The sequence below is a fragment of the Allokutzneria multivorans genome (genome assembly GCF_039537405.1).
Lineage (GTDB): Bacteria > Actinomycetota > Actinomycetes > Mycobacteriales > Pseudonocardiaceae > Allokutzneria > Allokutzneria multivorans.
This window is the reverse complement of sequence record NZ_BAABAL010000005.1, coordinates 299703-316518: the sequence shown is the minus strand read 5'-3', so window position 1 is coordinate 316518 and position 16816 is coordinate 299703. Positions and strand designations below refer to the sequence as shown.

The window sequence follows — 16816 nt, the reverse complement described above, 5'->3', positions numbered from 1 at the left end:
TGCGACAGCTTTACACAAGCGCTGCGTGTGTAAAAGAGGTGGACGCTAAATCGACTTGTGTCAACACCGTAGTGTCGCCACCGTGGCCGTGCTGACCGTGGGTTTCGACCTGGACATGACGTTGATCGACCCTCGTCCGGGCATGCGGCGGGCGTTCGAGGTGCTGGGCGGCCAGACCGGGCTGCCGCTGGACGGCGAGAGCTTCGCCAACAACCTCGGCCCGCCCCTCCAGGACGAGTTCCGCCGCTACGTCACCGACGAGGCCCTGGTGACCTCCCTCGTCACCGAGTTCCGCGCGCTCTACCCCGGGATCGTCATCCCGCGGACCGTCGCGCTGCCCGGCGCGGTCGAGTCCGTCGCCGCCGTCCGCGAGCTGGGTGGCCGCGTCGTGGTCGTCACCGGCAAGTACGCGCCCAACGCCTCGCTGCACCTGGACGCGCTCGGCATCGAGGTCGACCACCTCGTCGGCGAGCTGTGGTCGGTGGCCAAGGCCGACGCGCTGCGCGAGTTCGGCGCCCAGATCTACGTCGGCGACCACATCGGCGACGTGGTCGGGGCGAAGGCCGCCGGTGCGGTCGCCGTCACGGTGCCCAGCGGAGCCTGCGACGCGGCCCAGCTGGCCGGGGCCGGGGCCGACGTCGTGCTCGGCGACCTCACGGAGTTCCCCGCTTGGCTGCGGGAGTGGGCGGGCACCGGGCAAGCCCTTGATCTTCGCCACGAACGGCGCAGTCTCGATCAGCAGAATGCGCCGTAGCCTGTCGCTGAACCGGTGATTCTCGGTACGCTGACGATTCGCGCGTCCTAGGCCCGCCTAGGACGCGTTCGTCATGCGAGGACGCCGCAGGGTGAACACCGGGGCAGTCGCGCGGGGCGCAACCAGAAGCTAAGGGAACGGTGAGCATAGTGCCGACCGGCAGGGTCAAGTGGTACGACGCGGAGAAGGGCTTCGGCTTCGTCACCCAGGACGGCGGTGAGGACGTCTATGTCCGCGCCTCCGCACTGCCCGCGGGAGTCGACGCGCTCAAGTCCGGCCAGCGCGTGGAGTTCGGCGTAGCCGACGGCCGTCGCGGCCCGCAGGCGCTGTCGGTTCGCCTCGTCGATCCCGCGCCCTCGGTCGCCGAGGCGCAGCGCCGCCCGGCCGAGGAGCTGCACGGCCTGGTCGAGGACATGATCAAGCTGCTGGAGATGAAGGTCCAGCCGGACCTGCAGCGCAACCGCTACCCGGACCGCAAGACCACCAAGGTCGTCGCCGACGTCGTTCGCGCCGTGGCCCGCGAGCTGGACCCGAACTAGCGCTCAGCGGCGGTCGTCGACGGAGAGCACCCAGGTTCCCCTGGTGACGAAGTCGACGCCGCCGTCCTCGCGGGCCGCGAGCACCCCGCCGAACTGCTGGATCTCCACGGTCTCCAGCTGCGCGGCGTTGGTCGGCAGCCGCAGGGTGTAGGCGAGCCGCTTGTTCTCGCCGTAGAACACGGCGCTGCGGCCCTCGATCGGCGTGCCCGCCGCGTCGCGGTAGCGGAAGACGACCTGCCACGGGGTCTCTCCGACGTGGGCGTCCACCGAGATCTGCAACGGGCTGCCCGGCGGCACCCGCAGCACGGCGTGCGCGTCGGGGTCGGCCGAGCAGTTCTCCACCTGCACGTCGCAGTGCTGGGCGGGGCCGGTCACCACGGAGGTGCCCGCCGCGTAGAAGGTCACGGTCGGCGGGGTCGGCGCGGCACACCCGGCGAGGGTGGCACCGGCGGCCGCGAGCAGTAGGGCGAGTCCTCGACGCACCCGTCAAACCTACGGGGAGTGCGGTGGTGGGGCTGCGCCCGGCTGGCCCTGCGAGCCCGGCCACCCGGGAGCCCAGCCGTCCGGCCTGCTCACCGGCGGTACCGGCGGTGCGGTGGGCTTGGTCCGGTCCTCGCTGCCCGGGCGCAGCGGCCGGTCGCCACCGAGTCCGGGGATCAGCGAGGTGCCTCGGTGCGTCAGCACGGTCTGCACGAGGCCGACCGCGAGCACGCACGCGACCACGGTGAAGCCGAGCCAGTAGACCGGCGGCAGCAGCAGGCCGAGCACGCCGCCGAAGACCCACGCGAGCTGAAGGATCGTCTCCGAGCGGCCGAAGGCCGAGGCCCGCGACTCGTCCGGCATATCGGTCTGGATCGCCCCGTCGAGGCACGCCTTGGCCAGCGCCGAGGCGGTCGCGCCCATCAGGCCGACGATGGCCGCGGTGACCAGGCCCTCCATCAGCGCGGCGAACACCACCGAGGTGAGCGCGGTGCTCAGGCAGGCGATGACCACGGTGTCGGGCTTGTCCAGCTGCAACCGCGCGCCGATGGCGTTGCCGAGGAAGGTGCCGAGCCCGGCCGCCGCGCCGATCACGCCGAGCAGCATCAGCTGGAGCACCGCGTCGCCCTCGGTCTGGGCCTTGATCACGAACGCCGCGAACAGCGTCAGGAAGCCGGTCAGCACGCGGATCGAGCCCGCGCCCCAGAGGCCGACGAGCAGGGTGCGGCCCATCGGCTGGCGCTTGGGCTTGCCCTCGCGCTTGTCCGCCTTGGCGCTCAGCGACGCCGGGACCTCGCCCTCGGTCACCTCCACCCAGGCCGGGATGCGCAGGCAGCGCCACACGCCGATCGCGCAGATCACGGCGGCGAACCAGAGCGCGGCCGACTCGTGGATGATCTGGCCGAGCCCACCGGCTACGCCACCGAAGACCACGCTCGCGCCCAGGCCGAACACGGCCATCCGCGAGTTGGACTTCACCAGCGAGATGTCCGGTGGCAGCACGCGCGGCGTGACCGCGGCCTTGAGCACGCCGAAGGACTGGGACAGCACCATCGCGCCGAGCGCGGCCGGGTACAGCCCCCAGGAGTCGAAGTTCGTCGCCATCACCATGACGAGCACGGCGCGCCCGGCGAAGGAAGCTGCCAGGGCGAGCCGCCTACCGCGCTGGAGCTTGTCCAGCAGCGGGCCGACGACCGGCGCGACCAGCGCGAACGGAGCGACGGTGATCAGCAGGTAGAGCGCGACCTTGCCCTGGCTCTCGCCCTTGGCCGCCGAGAAGAACAGGGTGTTGGCCAGTGCCACCGCGATCGCCGCGTCCAGCGCGAAGTTCATCATCACCGCGTAGGTCAGCGCGGCCAGCCCGGACTTGTCCGCCCCGTCCGCGTGCACCCCGCGCCGGAACGCCTGCACGGCCTGCTGGCCGAGCTGACGGGTGCGGTAGACCGCGACCCGGCTGACGGTGATCTTCTTCGGCAGCTTCGGCCCGGACGAGCCGTACTCCGGTGGCGGGGCCAGCCGGGAGTGCTGCTCTTGGTGGCCCTCGTGCCTGTCCTGCCTGCCCGAGTCCTCGACCGGCACCGGGTAGCCGTCGGAGTTGTAGCGCTCGCGGTAGCGCGGCGGCTGCTGCGGGTAGCTGTCCGGCGGGTAGTACTTCGGCTCGTACCGCGTCTCCGGCTCAGTGCGCTGGCGACGGGGTCGTGCCTGGTAGTCGGGGTCTTCGTCCCACGGGTAGGACGGCTGTTCCTCGGGACGGGTGCGCTCTCGGCCGCGCGGCGGCTGCGGGTGCTGCTGCTCGCGCGCGGGCTCGGCGGAGCTGTGCAGCTCCTGCGCCTCCTTGTGCCGCTTGCGATTCCCCCCGCCCCAACCAGGGCGGCCCCGACCGGTACCAGTCACGTCCTCATCCTGCCGTACGTCGTGCTGCCAGTGTCCCAGCCTTGACCACGCGTTATCGCACCGGCACGAACCGCACCCGGAAGATCTTCGGCCAGAGCTTCCCGGTGATCAGGAACTCGTCCGTCCCCGGTACGGCGGCGATGCCGTTGAGCACGTCGGTCGCCGTCCTGTCCGCCTGGCTGAGCAGGCCGGACGCGTCCACGGTAGCGGTCACCGCCCCGCTGGCCGGGTCGATCCGGACGATCTCGTCGCGTTTCCAGAGGTTCGCCCAGACCGCGCCGCCCGCGCACTCCAGCTCGTTGATCTCCCTGACCGGCAGCCCGTCCCTGCTGACCTCGACCTTGCCCAGCTCGGCGAAGGTCGCGGGATCGCGCAGCGTCAGCGTGGAGCTGCCGTCGCTCATCACCAGCCGCGACCCGTCCATGCACAGCCCCCAGCCCTCGCCGGGGTAGCTCACCCGACGCAGTTCGCGCAGGTCGGAGCGGTCGCGCTCGATCGCGACGCCCTCCTGCCAGGTGAGCTGCCAGAGCCGGTCGCCGGAGACCGTCACGCCCTCACCGAACAGGCCGGGCAGCGGCACCTGGCGGCGCACCGCCCCGGTCGCCGGGTCGAGCTCTCGCACGCTGGACTGCCCGGTGAGGCCCGTGCCCTCGTAGAGCACGCCGTCGCGCAGTTCCAGGCCCTGCGTCCACGCCGAGGTGTCGTGCGGGAGCGTGCCGAGCACCTCCACGCGCAGCTGTTGCACGGCCGGTGAGCCGGGCGTGTCGCCCTCGGTCAGCCACACGGCTCCGACCACGACGGCCAGCCCAGCAGCCGCCGCGCCGTACCGCCAGGTTGCGGGTCGCATGCCGTCAGCCTGGCACGCATGACGAGCGCCGTACGGACATGCGGCACAATCGTCAACCGTGACGCCCACCTCCTCTCCTGCCAGCCACCATTCGGCGGACACCCACGACGCGGCGACCACGCAACCCGCTGAGGTGCTGGTCGACGCGCTCGAACTGGCCAGGAGCGCTGCCGCGCAGGAGGCCGGTGGCGAGGTCGGTGACCACGTCGGTGTCGAGGCCGAGGACGACGTCACCGCCACTCACCTGTTCGAGGCCGCGCACCCCGGCTACGGCGGCTGGCGCTGGGCGGTGACCGTCGCGGTCGTCGGCGCCGGCGAGCCGGTCACCGTCAGCGAGGTCGTGCTGCTGCCCGGCCCGTCCTCCCTCGTGGCCCCCGACTGGGTGCCCTACAACCAGCGCATCCGCGCCGGTGACCTCGGCCCCGGCGTGCTGCTGCCGACCGCGCCCGACGACCCGCGCCTGGCTCCCGGCTACGTGCTCAACGACGACGCCGGTGAGCAGGAGGTCGCCTACGAGATCGGCCTCGGCCGCCCGCGCGTGCTCTCCCGCGAGGGCCGCACCGACGCCGCCGACCGCTGGCACCGGGGCGAGTTCGGCCCGTCCAGCGACATGGCCAAGGCCGCGCCCGGCAACTGCGGCAACTGCGGTTTCTACCTCCAGCTCCAGGGTTCGCTGAGGGCCGCCTTCGGCGTCTGCGCCAACGAGCTGGCCCCGGCCGACGGGCGCGTCGTGCACGCCGAGTACGGCTGCGGCGCGCACTCGGAGGCCGAGGTCGACACCAGCTCGATCGTGCCGATCTCCGAGGTGGTCTACGACGACTCCGTGCTGGAGATCGATCACACGCCGCGCGGCGGGGACCTGCCGTCCACCGACACCCCGCCCTCGGCCGAACCCTCGCCCGAGGCCGAGGCCGCGGCGGAGATCACCGAGGCCACCGAGGTCGCAGAGGCTGAAGCCGCGCCAGCGACCGAGTCATGAGCACGGACCCCTTCGGCACCGCCGCGCTGCGGCAGGCGGTGCTGGACGCGTGGCGCGCCTCGCCGACCCGGTTCCGCGAGGACGCCAACGCCGAGGAGGACCTGCGCTACGGCGGCTACCGCGACCGGCTGCTCGTCGAGCTGGCGCAGAACGCCGCCGACGCGGCAGGCAGCGGCGGGCACCTCCGTCTGTCCATTGTGGACGGAGAGCTGCGCGCCGCGAACACCGGTGAGGCGCTGACCGCGCAGGGCGTCGCGGCGCTGGCCTCGCTGCGCGCCTCGCCCAAGAAGGACTCCAACCGCGTCGGCCGCTTCGGCGTCGGCTTCTCCGCGGTGCTCGCGGTGACCGATGAGCCCAGGGTCGTCTCGACCTCCGGCGGCATCGCGTTCTCCGCCGACCACACGCGTTCGGTGAGCGCGGACCTGCCGACCGTCGCCGAAGCGCTCGCCGAGCGCGGGGGCGCCGTGCCGGTGCTGCGCCTGGTGTGGCCGGTCGGCGAGGACGAGCCGGGTGTGCCCGAGGGCTTCGCCACCGAGGTCCGGCTGCCGCTGCGCGCGGACATCGACCCCGACGAGGTGATCAAGGGCTTCGCCGCCGAGGCGGAGGACCTGCTGCTCGCCCTGCCCGGCCTGGCCGAGGTGGAGATCGACGGCCGGAGCTGGCGCCGCGAGGACCTGCCCGACGGAAACCTCCGCGTGCACAGTGACATCGGTGGGGATTCGGGCTCGACCACCTGGCACGTGCACCGCAGGGACGGCACGCTCGGCGAGGACGACCTGCACGGCCTCGGAGCCGAAGCCCGCCTCCGTCCTGAGTGGACGGTCTGCTGGGCCGTGCAGCTCGACTCCGGGGGAGCGCCCGAGCCGCTCGCTCAGGACGTCCTGCACACGCCCACGCCGACCGACGAGCGGATGTCGTTGCCGGCAAGGCTCTTGGCGACCCTGCCGGTCGAGCCGTCGCGGCGCAGGCTGATGGCGGGTCCCGCCACCGACCGCGTCCTGGAAGCCGCAGCGCGGTGCTACCCCGACCTGTTGCTGACGTTGCCGGTCGAGCACCGCACCGCCCTGGTGCCGCTTCCCGGCTTCCCACTGTCCGATGTGGACGGAAAGCTGCGCGATGCGGTGCTTTCCGCATTGCGCCAGGTTCCGTGGCTGACCTCGGTCGCCGAGGAGGACATCGCGCCGTCGCGGGCTCGCGTGCTGGACCGGCCCTCCGCCGAGCTGGCCGAGCTGCTCGCCGACGTGGTGCCGAACCTGCTTCCCGCTGAGTTCGCGCAGAACTCGCACGCGAAAGCGTTGCAGGCGTTGGGTGTTGCGCGCATCCGGCTCGCCGAGCTGGTCGAGTCGGTCACCGGGTTCGACCGCGCGCCGGAGTGGTGGAAACGGCTCTACGAAGCGGTTTCCGAGCTGCTGGACGCCGACCCGAGGGCGAGCGAGGAACTTTCCGCGCTGCCCGTTCCGCTGACCGACGGTCGCATGGCGATCGGCCCGCGCGGCACCCTGGTGCTCGACACCGATCTGTCCACTGTGGACGCTCTCGGTCTCCGTCTGGTGCACGCGGACGCCGTGCACCCGCTGTTGGAGCGCCTCGGCGCTGGGCGTGCCGGAGCAGACGAACTCCTCGACGCGCCAGAACTCCGGGCCTCAGTCGAGCGCAGCGTGGCCGACGCCGAAGCCGGGCTCGACCTTGACGCCGACGCGCTCGCCGACGCCGTGCTCCGCCTGGTCGAACGGGCCGGTCCGCGCGAGTGGCTCGGCGCGCTCGCGCTGCGCGACGCCGAGGGCGAGATCCACCGCGCCGACGAGCTGCTGCTGCCGAGTTCCCCGCTGCTGGACATCTTCGAGGAGGACGCTCCGCTGGGCGTGCTCTCCGAAGACCTGGCGGCGAAGTGGTCCGCTGAGACGCTGCGGGCGGTCGGCGTGCTCGACGGCTTCACCGTGCTCGTCGACCAGTCCCCGGTCGGCCCCGATCACCGCCTCGCCGACGAATCGGCGTGGTGGGAGGAGATCGATGGGGACGCGAACCCGCCCTCCGAGCTGCGCGCGGTCCGCGACCTCGACCTGGTCGCCGACGACGCGTGGCCCGCCGCGCTGCGGTTGCTCGCGGCCGACCCCGACACCTGGCGGGCGTTGACGCAGCCGGACGGCTACACCGGCTGGTGGCTGACCCGCTACGCGCTGCTCGACGGGTTGCCGCCGACGCACTGGCGGTTGCCGGAGGCCGACGACCTCGCCGGGCTCTACGAGGTCGTGCCCGCCGAGGAGCTGTCCGAGGACCTGTTGGTGCAGCTCGGCGTGCGCTCCGGCCTCTCGGTCGACGACGCCTTCGACGCCGAGGATCTCCTTGCGCGCCTAGGGGATGAGGACCGGCTCGTGCGCGACGGCACCATGTTGCGCGCGCACTCGGTGCTCGCGGGCGCCGTCTCCGACGGGCTGTTCGAACCCTCCGATGTGGACGTTCCCGAGTTCGTCCGCGCGCTCACCGGCGACGTCGTGTCCACCGAGTACGCCGTGGTGCTCGACGGCCCGTGGCTGCTGCCCGTGCTCGACGCGGGCACGCTCGTCGGCGGTGGCACGCCCGAAGTCCTCGCCGACCTGCTCGATCTCCCGCTCGCGTCGGACTACGCGCAGGCGTCCGTGGTCAGCACCGGCACCGCGTCCGAGTGGGCCGACCTCGACGGCGTCGTGGAGGCGTGCGACCTCATCGGCGTGCCCTTCCCCGACGGCGAGGTCGTCCTGCACGACCGCCTCGTGGTGAGCGTGCGTGGAGCGGAGCACGAGGCCGAGTGGTGGCGCGACGACTCCGGCCGCCTCCACACCACCGAGGCTCCCTCCGGCCTGGCCCGCGCATTGGCCCACGTGCTCGGCCGCTGGCCCCAACGCCACCAGCTCTCCGCGCTGCTCGCTTCCCCCACCGCCACCACCCACCTCGCGTAGTCCCTGAATGACTCATTCAGGGAGTTGAGGTAGCTGAATGAGTCATTGAGGACGCTCAAGTACCTCAATGAGTCATTCAGCGCATGAGCGCGGGGGTTAGAGGCCGTCGCCCTGTTGGGCGGTGCGGGAGCCGCGGCGGGCGGCGCGGCGCTGCCACATGATGATCGACCAGCCCATGAGGCCGAGGACGCCGCCGCAGAGCGTGGTCCACACCCAGACCCACTGGCCGGTGTCGAAGCCCGTGCGCAGCACCAGCAGCACCGCGAAGGCCACGAACCACAGCGCGGTGCCGGCCGCGATCAGCGGGACCGGGTCCGCGAGGGCACGGGGCAGCGGCGGGGGCGCGGGACTTTCCGCACTCGTAACCTGGCCGCGTTCGCTCTTCTCCGCCACATCGGGCAGGCTACCGGCCGAAACACCGCGGTAGGGAGTGCGCATGGGCTCAGGCAGGCTGGACCGCTACTTCAAGATCAGCGAGCGCGGCTCGACGGTGGGCCGGGAGGTCCGCGGCGGGCTGGTCACCTTCGTCACGATGGCCTACATCGTGGTGCTGAACCCGCTGATCATGGGCAGTTTCGCCGTTGACGACGCGGGCGCCAAGCGCGACGTGCTCGGCAACATCCTCCCGGTTCCGCAGGTCGCCGCCGTGACCGCGCTGGTCGCGGGCGTGATGACCATCCTCTTCGGACTGATCGCGAACTACCCCTTCGCCATCGCGACCGGGCTCGGCATCAACAGCCTGGTCGCGGTCACCCTCGCGCCGCAGATGACCTGGCCGGAGGCGATGGGCCTGGTCGTGGTCAACGGCCTCGTGGTGCTGGTGCTCGTCGCGACGGGTTTCCGCACGGCCGTGTTCAACTCCGTGCCGCCGGAGCTCAAAGCCGCCATCGCGGTCGGCATCGGCCTGTTCATCTGCCTGATCGGCTTCGTCGACGCGGGGTTCGTCCGCCGCCTGCCCGACGACGCCAAGACCACGGTGCCGGTCGGACTGGGCATCAACGGGTCGATCGCGTCGTGGCCGACCTTCGTCTTCGTGTTCGGGCTGCTGCTCACCGGGGTCCTGGTGGCGCGCAAGGTCCGCGGCGCGATCCTGATCGGCGTGCTCGGCAGCACCGCGATGGCGATGGTCATCGAGGCGATCTTCAAGGCCGGACCGTCCAAGGGCACCGACCCCAAGGGCTGGAGCCTGGGCTACCCGGGCCTTCCCGACCAGGTCTTCGGCCTTCCCGACCTCTCGCTGGTCGGCGACGTGTCCTTCGGCGCGTGGTGGCGGCTGCCCGCGATCACGGTGGCGCTGCTGGTGTTCACGCTGGTGCTGACCGACTTCTTCGACACCATCGGCACGATGACCGGTCTCGCGAAGGAGGCCGACCTGCTCGACAAGGACGGCCAGCTGCCCAACACCGGCAAGGCCCTGTTCGTCGACGGTGCGAGCGCGGTCGCGGGCGGTTTGGCGTCCTCATCGTCGAACACCGTCTACATCGAGTCGGCCGCGGGGATCGCCGAGGGCGCGCGCACCGGGCTGGCGAACGTGGTGACCGGCCTGCTGTTCCTGGCCGCCATGTTCTTCACCCCGCTCTACCAGGTCATCCCCGTCGAAGCGGCCGCGCCCGCGCTGGTGATCGTCGGCGCGCTCATGGTCAGCCAGGTGCGGGAGATCGACTTCTCCGACTTCACCATCGCGCTGCCCGCGTTCCTGACGATCGTGGTCATGCCGTTCACCTACTCCATCGCCAACGGCATCGGCGCGGGCTTCATCAGCTACGTGCTGCTCCAGGTGGTGACCGGCAAGGCGCGCAAGGTGCACCCGCTGATGTGGGTCGTCTCGGTGGCCTTCATCGCGTACTTCGCGGTCGGCCCCCTCCGCCAGGCTCTGGGCATCTGACCCACAGCCGGGTGACTCGCGTGGCTGGGCGGGGGAACGGCGCCTAGCCTCGGAAGTCGTGGGGATCAACAAGCTCTGGCGGCTCCTGCCCTGTGCTGCGGTGATCGCGACGTTCTCGCTCCCGGCGGAAGCGGTTCCCCAGCCCCCACCACCCGGCCCCGTCCTGCACACCCCGGCGTCCGCGCTGAACACCGCGCTGTCCTGCGGCGGCGACGTGGACGACTCCGGGACCGCGAAGCCGGTGCTGCTCGTGCACGGCACCGGGCTGAGCGCGGCGGAGACCTGGGACTGGGGCTACCGCCGAGCGCTCGGCAAGCTCAACCGGCCCGTGTGCGTGCTCGACCTGCCGGGCAAGGGCATGGACGACATGCAGGACGCGGCCGAGTACGTCGTGCACGCGATCCGCACCGTCGCGGAGCGCAGCGGCAACAAGGTCTCGGTGGTCAGCTACGACCAGGGCGGCGTGCTCGCGTTGTGGGCCTTGAGGTTCTGGCCCGACATTCGGTCCACAGTGGACGATTACGTCGGGCTCGGCGTGCCCTACCGGGGATCGCGCGCGGCGGCGGAGCACTGCGTCCGCAACCCGTTGTGCCAGCCCGCGGTCCGCCAGCTCCACCCGGAGTCGCAGCTGATCCGCAACGCCAACCTCGGCCAGCTCCCGCCCGGGCCGTCCTACACCTCGATCCACACGCTCTTCGACGAGCTGGTGACGCCGCAGCCGACCGCGAGCCTGCTGCCGGAAGCCACCAACATCACGACCCAGGTCTTCTGCCCGTTGCGGCACACCGGTCATCTCACGCTGCTCGCCGACGCCGTGGGCTACGCGCTGACGGTGGACGCCCTGGAGCACGCGGGGGCCGCCGATCCGCGCCGGGTGTCGGGTTCTCTCTGCGGGCAGCGGGCGTTACCGGGGGCTGATCTCGTGGCGATGGCGACCAGCCTGCCGCTGCTGCGACCGAGCGAGCTGTTCGACGTGGTCGGCGGCCAGGCGACCGAGACCGAGCCGCCGCTGCGCTGCTACGTCGGAGGGACCTGCGCTCCGGCAGCGAGATAGTGAGGTATGCTAAAGACATGTCGGAGTCTGAACCGGGTGAGCCCAACCTGGCCAGCCGTCTGAGGCTGTCCGTAGTCCGGCTCAACCGCAGGCTCCGCGCCCAGCGCAGCGACTCCACGGTCTCGCTGACCCAGCTCTCCGCTTTGTCCAGCCTGCACAAGGGCGGGCCGTTGACCCCCGGGGAGCTGGCATCGCGCGAGGGGGTCCAGCCCCCGTCCATGACCAGGGTGATAGCCGCGCTGGAGGAACACGGGTACGCGACGCGCTCGCCGCACCCCACCGACGGCAGGCAGGCGATCGTCGACCTGACCGAGGCCGGACGGACCTTCATCAAGGCGGAGGTCTGCGCGCGCGAGCGCTGGCTGGACAAGCGGCTCGCGGAACTGGACGAGTCCGAACGGGAGGTTCTCTCCCGCGCGGCTGAGATCATCGACAGGATGGCGGGGCAGTAACGAAGTGCCGATTCACGCGGGGAACACCAGAGCACAGCAGCAGCTCGACGACAACCACTCCCCGCCAGGCACACCCCCTCCGTCTATTGTGGACATAAAGGCTCCCTCGGAGGACGAGAAGCCGCGCGGCGGCATGTTCTCCTCGCTGCGGACGCGCAACTACCGCCTCTACGCCTCCGGGCAGGTCATCTCGCTCATCGGCGTGTGGATGCAGCGCGTCGCCCAGGACTGGCTGGTGCTCCAGCTCTCCGACGGCAGCCCTGTCGCGCTGGGCATCGCCGTCGCGATCCAGTTCGCGCCGACGCTCGCGCTGTCGCTGTGGGCGGGCGTGCTCGCCGACCGGCTGGACAAGCGGAAGTTCCTCATCGTGCTCCAGGCGGCGATCGGCCTGTGCGGGCTGACCCTCGGCGTGCTGGACGTGACCGGCGTCGTGCAGCTGTGGCACGTCTACCTGCTCTGCCTGGTGCTGGGCGTGTTCACCGCGGTGGAGACGCCGGTGCGGCAGTCCTTCTCCGTGGAGATGGTCGGCAAGGCGCAGGTCACCAACGCGGTCGCGCTGAACTCGATGACCTTCAACATCGCCCGCATCCTCGGCCCGGCCCTCGCAGGCCTCATGATCAACTGGGTCGGCACCGGCTGGGTGTTCATCGTCAACGGCGCCAGCTTCGCCGGGGTGATCACCGGGCTCGTGCTGATGAACCCGGCCGAGCTTTTCCGCTCCAAGCCGGTCCCGCGCGGGCGCGGCCAGCTCCGCGAGGGCCTGCGCTACGTGCGCGGGCGCGCCGACCTGGTCGTGATCATGGTGTTGGCGTTCGGTGTGAGCACCTTCGGGCTGAACTTCCACTCCACCCTGGCCGTGATCTCGCGCAACGAGTTCCACGGCGACGCCTCCCTCTACGGCGCGCTGTCCACCGCGATCGCCGTCGGCACGCTCTCCGGCGCGATCATGGCCGCGCGGCGCAGCAGCAGGGGGCAGCCCCGCCAACGGCTGCTCATCGGCGGCGCCGCGGCCTTCGGCGTGCTGGAGATCATCACCGGCTTCATGCCCGATCCGTGGACCATGGGGGCGCTGCTGGTGCTCACCGGAGCCGCCGCGCTGACCTTCACGACGGTCTCCAACGCGATCGTGCAGCTCTCGGTCGCCCCGGAGATGCGCGGCCGTGTGATGGGCCTCTACATGCTGGTGTTCCTGGGCGGGAACCCGCTCGGCAGTCCCCTGATGGGGTGGGTCGCCGAGCACTGGGGGCCGCGTTCGCCGGTGTTCCTCGGCGGGGCCATCTCGCTGCTGTTCGCGCTGGTCTGCGGGGTTGTGCTGATGCGCCGTGGTGGGGTCGAACTGCCGGTGCGGCGCCTGGTCCGACTCCGGGTGCTCACTCGGAAGTGAGCGGGGGCTTGCCACCCTGGTGTAGTTAGGCTAACCTAATTCTTGTCCGCTTCGTGGTGGGAGCGGCAGTCAGTTCGGGAACATGAAGAGTCCCTGACTTCCGACCGGGAGTCAGGGGCTTTTCGTTTGTGCCGGTCAGTGAACTGACATCAGACATAACTTACGTGCCGCGTAAGTTACGCTGGCCGTGAGTTACGTCCGGCGTAAGTTATGACTGGTGGGTGAGGTGCGATGTTCGTCAACCGCGTCGACGAACTGGCTGCTCTGGAGCGCTGGTGGCTGACCGGCAGGCAGCTGGCCGTTGTCTGGGGGCGGCGTCGGGTCGGCAAGACCGCGTTGTTGCATCACTTCGCCCGTGACCTGCGCAGCGTGTTCCACACCGGCGCTGGTCGCTCGGCACGCGCAGAGCTCGTCCAGCTCGCCCGCCAAGTGGCCGCCACACAGTCGCACCGGCTGCGCGATCTGACCGCGCGGCCCTACACCGACTGGGATGACGCCCTTGAGGACCTTGCGCTGCTCGCCACGGACGAGCCGTTGCTGGTGGTGCTCGACGAGTTCCCGGAACTGGTCAAGGGTTCTCCAGAGCTTCCGGGCGTGATTCGTGCGCTTTTCGACCGGGTCGCGGGACGCACGAAGCTCAGGTTGCTGCTGTGCGGCTCGGCCGTGCGGCGCATGGAAATGCTCCAGGAAGAACGTGCGCCGCTCTACGGCCGATTCGACATCTCACTCCTCGTGCATCCGTTCCAACCACACGAGGCCGCTTTGCTGCTGCCCTCGCTGGCTGCCTCCGACCGGGCACTCGTCTACGGGCTTCTCGGCGGCGTCCCGCTCTACCTGTCCTGGTGGGACTCCTCAGCAGATGTGACCGAGAACCTGCTCCGGCTCGTCGCACGGCCGGGTGCGCCGCTGCTCACCGAGGGCCAGCTCGTCCTGGCCACCGAGGCCGAGCACGGAGACCAACCGTCTGCTGTGCTGCACGCGGTCGCTTCCGGCGCCACCAGGTACGGACAGATCAAGGACACCTTGGGAGCGGAGCCCGCCCGCACGATCGAGCGGCTGATCCAGTTGCGCCTTCTCGAAAAGCGGGAGCCGGTCACCGAGCGGGGGCGGACCAAGAAGGTCAGCTATCGAGTGTCCGACAACTTTCTGGCTTTCTACCTGGGTGTGCTCTCCCGCTTTCGCAGCGAGATCGAGGGCGGCCTCGGAGAGAGCATCCTGCCGGTGCTCCTCGGCTGCCTCGGCGACTTCATGGGTGAGCGGTGGGAGGAGATGTTCCGAGCGCACCTGCGCCGACTCGCGGTGGCGGGCGAGATCGCCCCGGAGATCGTCGCGGTCGGACAGTGGTGGAACGACCCGTCGAACGTGGAGATCGACGCTCTGGTGCTCGCTGGGCGCGCCAGGAAAGTCGTCATGGCGGGCGAGGCGAAGTGGGCGAAGTCCCCGGACGCCGAGCGGGTGCTGCGGTCCTTGCGCACCAAGGCAGCCGCTGTCCCAGGCGTCGACCCGGAGCAGATCGGCTACGCGGTCGCCACGCGCGAGCAACCGCGCTCTGCGCCAGCGGGCGCGCTCCTCGTCACCGCCAACGACATCCTGGGCTGAACGCAAAGGACCCCGGCCATCAAGGATGGCCGGGGTCCTTCCTGAGCAGCTTCGCTTGTCGGAGCATCCACTGCCAGGTCTTAGGGGAGCAGCAGCCCGTTCTTGCCAGCCCGCGCGGCGACGAAGCGCTCGTTGACGTCGTTCCAGTTGATGACGTTCCAGAGCGCGTTGAAGTACTCGGCCTTCACGTTGCGGTACTGGAGGTAGTAGGCGTGTTCCCAGGCGTCGAAGGCCAGCAGGGGGGTGGTGGCGATCGACAGGTTGGAGTGGTGGTCCTTCAGCTGCTGGGTGATGAGTCGCTGGCCGACCGGTTCCCAGGCGAGGATGCCCCACCCGGAGCCCTGGATGGTGGAGGCGGCGGCGTTGAGTTGGGCGCGGAGTCCGTCGAAGGATCCGAAGAACTCATCCACGGCTGCGGCGAGTTCGCCGGTGGGCTTGTCTCCGCCGTTGGGGGAGAGGTTTTTCCACCACACCTGGTGCAACGCGTGTCCGGCGAGGTGGAACGCGAGGGTGGTCTCCAGCCCGACGATGGAGCCGAAGTCTTGCTTGTCCCTGGCTTCGTCGATCTTTTCCAGGGTTTGGTTGGCGCCGGTGACGTAGGCCTGGTGGTGCTTGGAGTGGTGCAGCTCGTTGATCTCGCCGATGATCGCCGGCTCCAGAGCGGAGTAGTCGTAATCCAGGTCCGGCAAGACGTACTGCGCCACGGTGAGCCTCCGGTGTGCCTCGTTGATGCAAGTCTCTCTTAGTTGCAACTTACTTGCATCTGGATGGACGCCGCGCGGTGGGTCCAAACACGTGCCGGGTGGGAATACGGTCACAACCCGTGCCAGGGGTTTGACCGGCCAGCCGCAGCTCAGGGAGCATCCGGGGCGACAACCGAATACACGTCTCAGGCAGGGGAAGACCGGTCGAAGTCCGGCGCTGACCCGCAACGGTAGGCCTCCGCACGCGCGGTGGCGAGCCCGAACACCTGCCCGAGTGCGTTCGGCTCGAACTCCGTCGAGGTCTACGGAAGGTGCCAATGACCAGGTCTTTTCGGCGTGCGCTCAGCGCTGCCGCGCTCACCGTCGCGCTGGCCGCGTGCGCGGCCCCGCCGCCAGCTCCCGCGCCGTCGGCCGCCAGCGTGACGAGCTGCGGCAGGGCGCAGTCGTTCCCGACGCCGCCGCAACGGATCGTCAGTCTCAACCAGCACGCGACGGAGATCCTGGTCGCGCTCGGCCTGACCGACCGCATCGTGGGTACCGCCTACCCCGACACCCCCGACGTGCCCGCGTCGATCGCGGCGGACTACAAGAAGATCAAGCTGATCGCGGAGAAGTACCCGTCGATGGAACAGGTGCTCGCTGCGGAGCCGGACGTGGTGGTCGGCGGCTACGCCAGCGCGTTCGCGGAGAAGGACGGTCGCGGCCGGGAAGCCTTGGAGCGCAAGGGAATCCGGACGCTGCTGCTGGCGGAGTCGTGCTCGACGGGGCCGATCGGGATCACCACCTACACCGAGGACCTCGCACTGTTCGGCAAGGCGTTCGGGGTCGCCGACCGCGCGAAGACCTTGGCGGCGGAGACCACGCGGCGCATCGACGCGGTGGCGGCCAAGGTCCAGGGTGTCGAGCCAGTACCGGTGTTCTTCTACGACAGCGGTGAGAAGGCCGCGTTCACCGTGGGCGGTCACGGCCTGGGCAACGACCTCGCCAAGCGAGCCGGTGGCCGCAACATCTTCGCTGACCTGCCGAAGGTCTTCGGCGACGCGAGCTGGGAGCAGGTCGCCGAGCGCGCGCCGAAGGCCGTGGTGCTGGTCGACTACCTCGGCGCGGGCGGATTGGACGGCAAACGTGCCTTCCTGCAAGGACATCCGCTCGTCGCCAAGGTTCCAGGTGTTGCTCAGGGCAAGTACGTCACGCTGACCCTGCCGGACCTCATCGAGGGCATCCGGCTGGCAGACGCGGTGGAGAAGCTGGCGCGCGGCCTGCATCCCGGCGTGACCTGGTGACGGTTCTCGTTGGTGTGGCTCGAAAGC

At 70.4% G+C, this 16816-nt stretch carries 15 protein-coding genes and 1 riboswitch; of the genes, 10 read left to right on the top strand and 5 right to left on the bottom strand.

Annotated elements, in window-relative coordinates:
• Positions 1 to 91 precede the first annotated feature (91 nt).
• On the top strand, positions 92 to 754 hold the full coding sequence (locus ABD798_RS05460) for an HAD family hydrolase (protein ID WP_425549187.1): 663 nt from the start codon (positions 92 to 94) through the stop codon (positions 752 to 754).
• Positions 755 to 903: 149 nt separating this feature from the next.
• Positions 904 to 1293 carry a cold-shock protein gene (locus ABD798_RS05455; RefSeq protein WP_086820569.1) on the top strand — a complete coding sequence of 130 codons (390 nt, stop codon included), beginning with the start codon at positions 904 to 906 and terminating at the stop codon, positions 1291 to 1293.
• Positions 1294 to 1296: 3 nt separating this feature from the next.
• On the opposite strand, the gene ABD798_RS05450 is transcribed toward ABD798_RS05455, so the two are convergent.
• From ABD798_RS05450 to ABD798_RS05440, 3 genes are read right to left on the bottom strand one after another with little or no spacing between them, the layout of a single operon-like run.
• The gene (locus tag ABD798_RS05450; protein WP_344871401.1) at positions 1297 to 1776 is read right to left on the bottom strand and encodes a DUF2771 family protein; all 480 of its coding nucleotides are present in this window, start codon (positions 1774 to 1776) and stop codon (positions 1297 to 1299) included.
• Positions 1777 to 1785: 9 nt separating this feature from the next.
• Positions 1786 to 3666, bottom strand: a complete 1881-nt coding sequence (locus ABD798_RS05445) for an MFS transporter (RefSeq protein WP_344871400.1) — start codon at positions 3664 to 3666, stop codon at positions 1786 to 1788.
• 52 nt (positions 3667 to 3718) lie between these two features.
• Positions 3719 to 4513 (bottom strand): glutaminyl-peptide cyclotransferase, encoded by a 795-nt coding sequence (locus ABD798_RS05440; RefSeq protein WP_344871399.1) that lies wholly within the window; start codon positions 4511 to 4513, stop codon positions 3719 to 3721.
• A gap of 58 nt (positions 4514 to 4571) precedes the next feature.
• Here ABD798_RS05440 and ABD798_RS05435 point away from each other — a divergent pair, with 58 nt between their 5' ends.
• On the top strand, positions 4572 to 5492 hold the full coding sequence (locus ABD798_RS05435) for a DUF3027 domain-containing protein (protein WP_425549163.1): 921 nt from the start codon (positions 4572 to 4574) through the stop codon (positions 5490 to 5492).
• Positions 5489 to 8428 carry a sacsin N-terminal ATP-binding-like domain-containing protein gene (locus ABD798_RS05430; RefSeq protein WP_344871398.1) on the top strand — a complete coding sequence of 980 codons (2940 nt, stop codon included), beginning with the start codon at positions 5489 to 5491 and terminating at the stop codon, positions 8426 to 8428. The genes ABD798_RS05435 and ABD798_RS05430 overlap by 4 nt, the downstream gene beginning before the upstream one ends.
• A 96-nt stretch (positions 8429 to 8524) precedes the next feature.
• Here ABD798_RS05430 and ABD798_RS05425 read toward each other — a convergent pair whose 3' ends face one another.
• The gene (locus ABD798_RS05425; protein ID WP_344871397.1) at positions 8525 to 8866 is read right to left on the bottom strand and encodes a DUF2530 domain-containing protein; all 342 of its coding nucleotides are present in this window, start codon (positions 8864 to 8866) and stop codon (positions 8525 to 8527) included.
• Here ABD798_RS05425 and ABD798_RS05420 point away from each other — a divergent pair.
• From ABD798_RS05420 to ABD798_RS05400, 5 genes are all read left to right on the top strand, one after another.
• A complete protein-coding gene (locus ABD798_RS05420) occupies positions 8865 to 10313 on the top strand; it encodes an NCS2 family permease (protein ID WP_344871396.1) in 1449 nt (482 codons plus the stop codon). The two genes, ABD798_RS05425 and ABD798_RS05420, sit on opposite strands and share 2 nt — an antisense overlap.
• A gap of 58 nt (positions 10314 to 10371) precedes the next feature.
• Positions 10372 to 11367: an esterase/lipase family protein gene (locus ABD798_RS05415; protein WP_344871395.1), complete on the top strand. Its 996-nt coding sequence runs from the start codon at positions 10372 to 10374 to the stop codon at positions 11365 to 11367.
• Positions 11368 to 11384: 17 nt separating this feature from the next.
• A complete protein-coding gene (locus ABD798_RS05410) occupies positions 11385 to 11819 on the top strand; it encodes a MarR family winged helix-turn-helix transcriptional regulator (protein ID WP_086820560.1) in 435 nt (144 codons plus the stop codon).
• A 4-nt stretch (positions 11820 to 11823) separates the two neighbouring features.
• Positions 11824 to 13203, top strand: coding sequence for an MFS transporter (locus ABD798_RS05405; protein WP_425549162.1), 1380 nt, complete (start codon positions 11824 to 11826; stop codon positions 13201 to 13203).
• Positions 13204 to 13434: 231 nt separating this feature from the next.
• On the top strand, positions 13435 to 14802 hold the full coding sequence (locus tag ABD798_RS05400; protein ID WP_344871394.1) for an ATP-binding protein: 1368 nt from the start codon (positions 13435 to 13437) through the stop codon (positions 14800 to 14802).
• 80 nt (positions 14803 to 14882) lie between these two features.
• On the opposite strand, the gene ABD798_RS05395 is transcribed toward ABD798_RS05400, so the two are convergent.
• Entirely contained in the window at positions 14883 to 15506 is a 624-nt protein-coding gene (locus ABD798_RS05395; protein WP_344871393.1) for a superoxide dismutase, read from the bottom strand.
• 170 nt (positions 15507 to 15676) lie between these two features.
• Positions 15677 to 15794: riboswitch (cobalamin riboswitch) on the top strand.
• A gap of 29 nt (positions 15795 to 15823) precedes the next feature.
• On the opposite strand from ABD798_RS05395, the gene ABD798_RS05390 reads away from it, so the two are divergent.
• Positions 15824 to 16789, top strand: a complete 966-nt coding sequence (locus ABD798_RS05390; protein ID WP_344871392.1) for an ABC transporter substrate-binding protein — start codon at positions 15824 to 15826, stop codon at positions 16787 to 16789.
• The last annotated feature ends 27 nt before the right edge of the window (positions 16790 to 16816 follow it).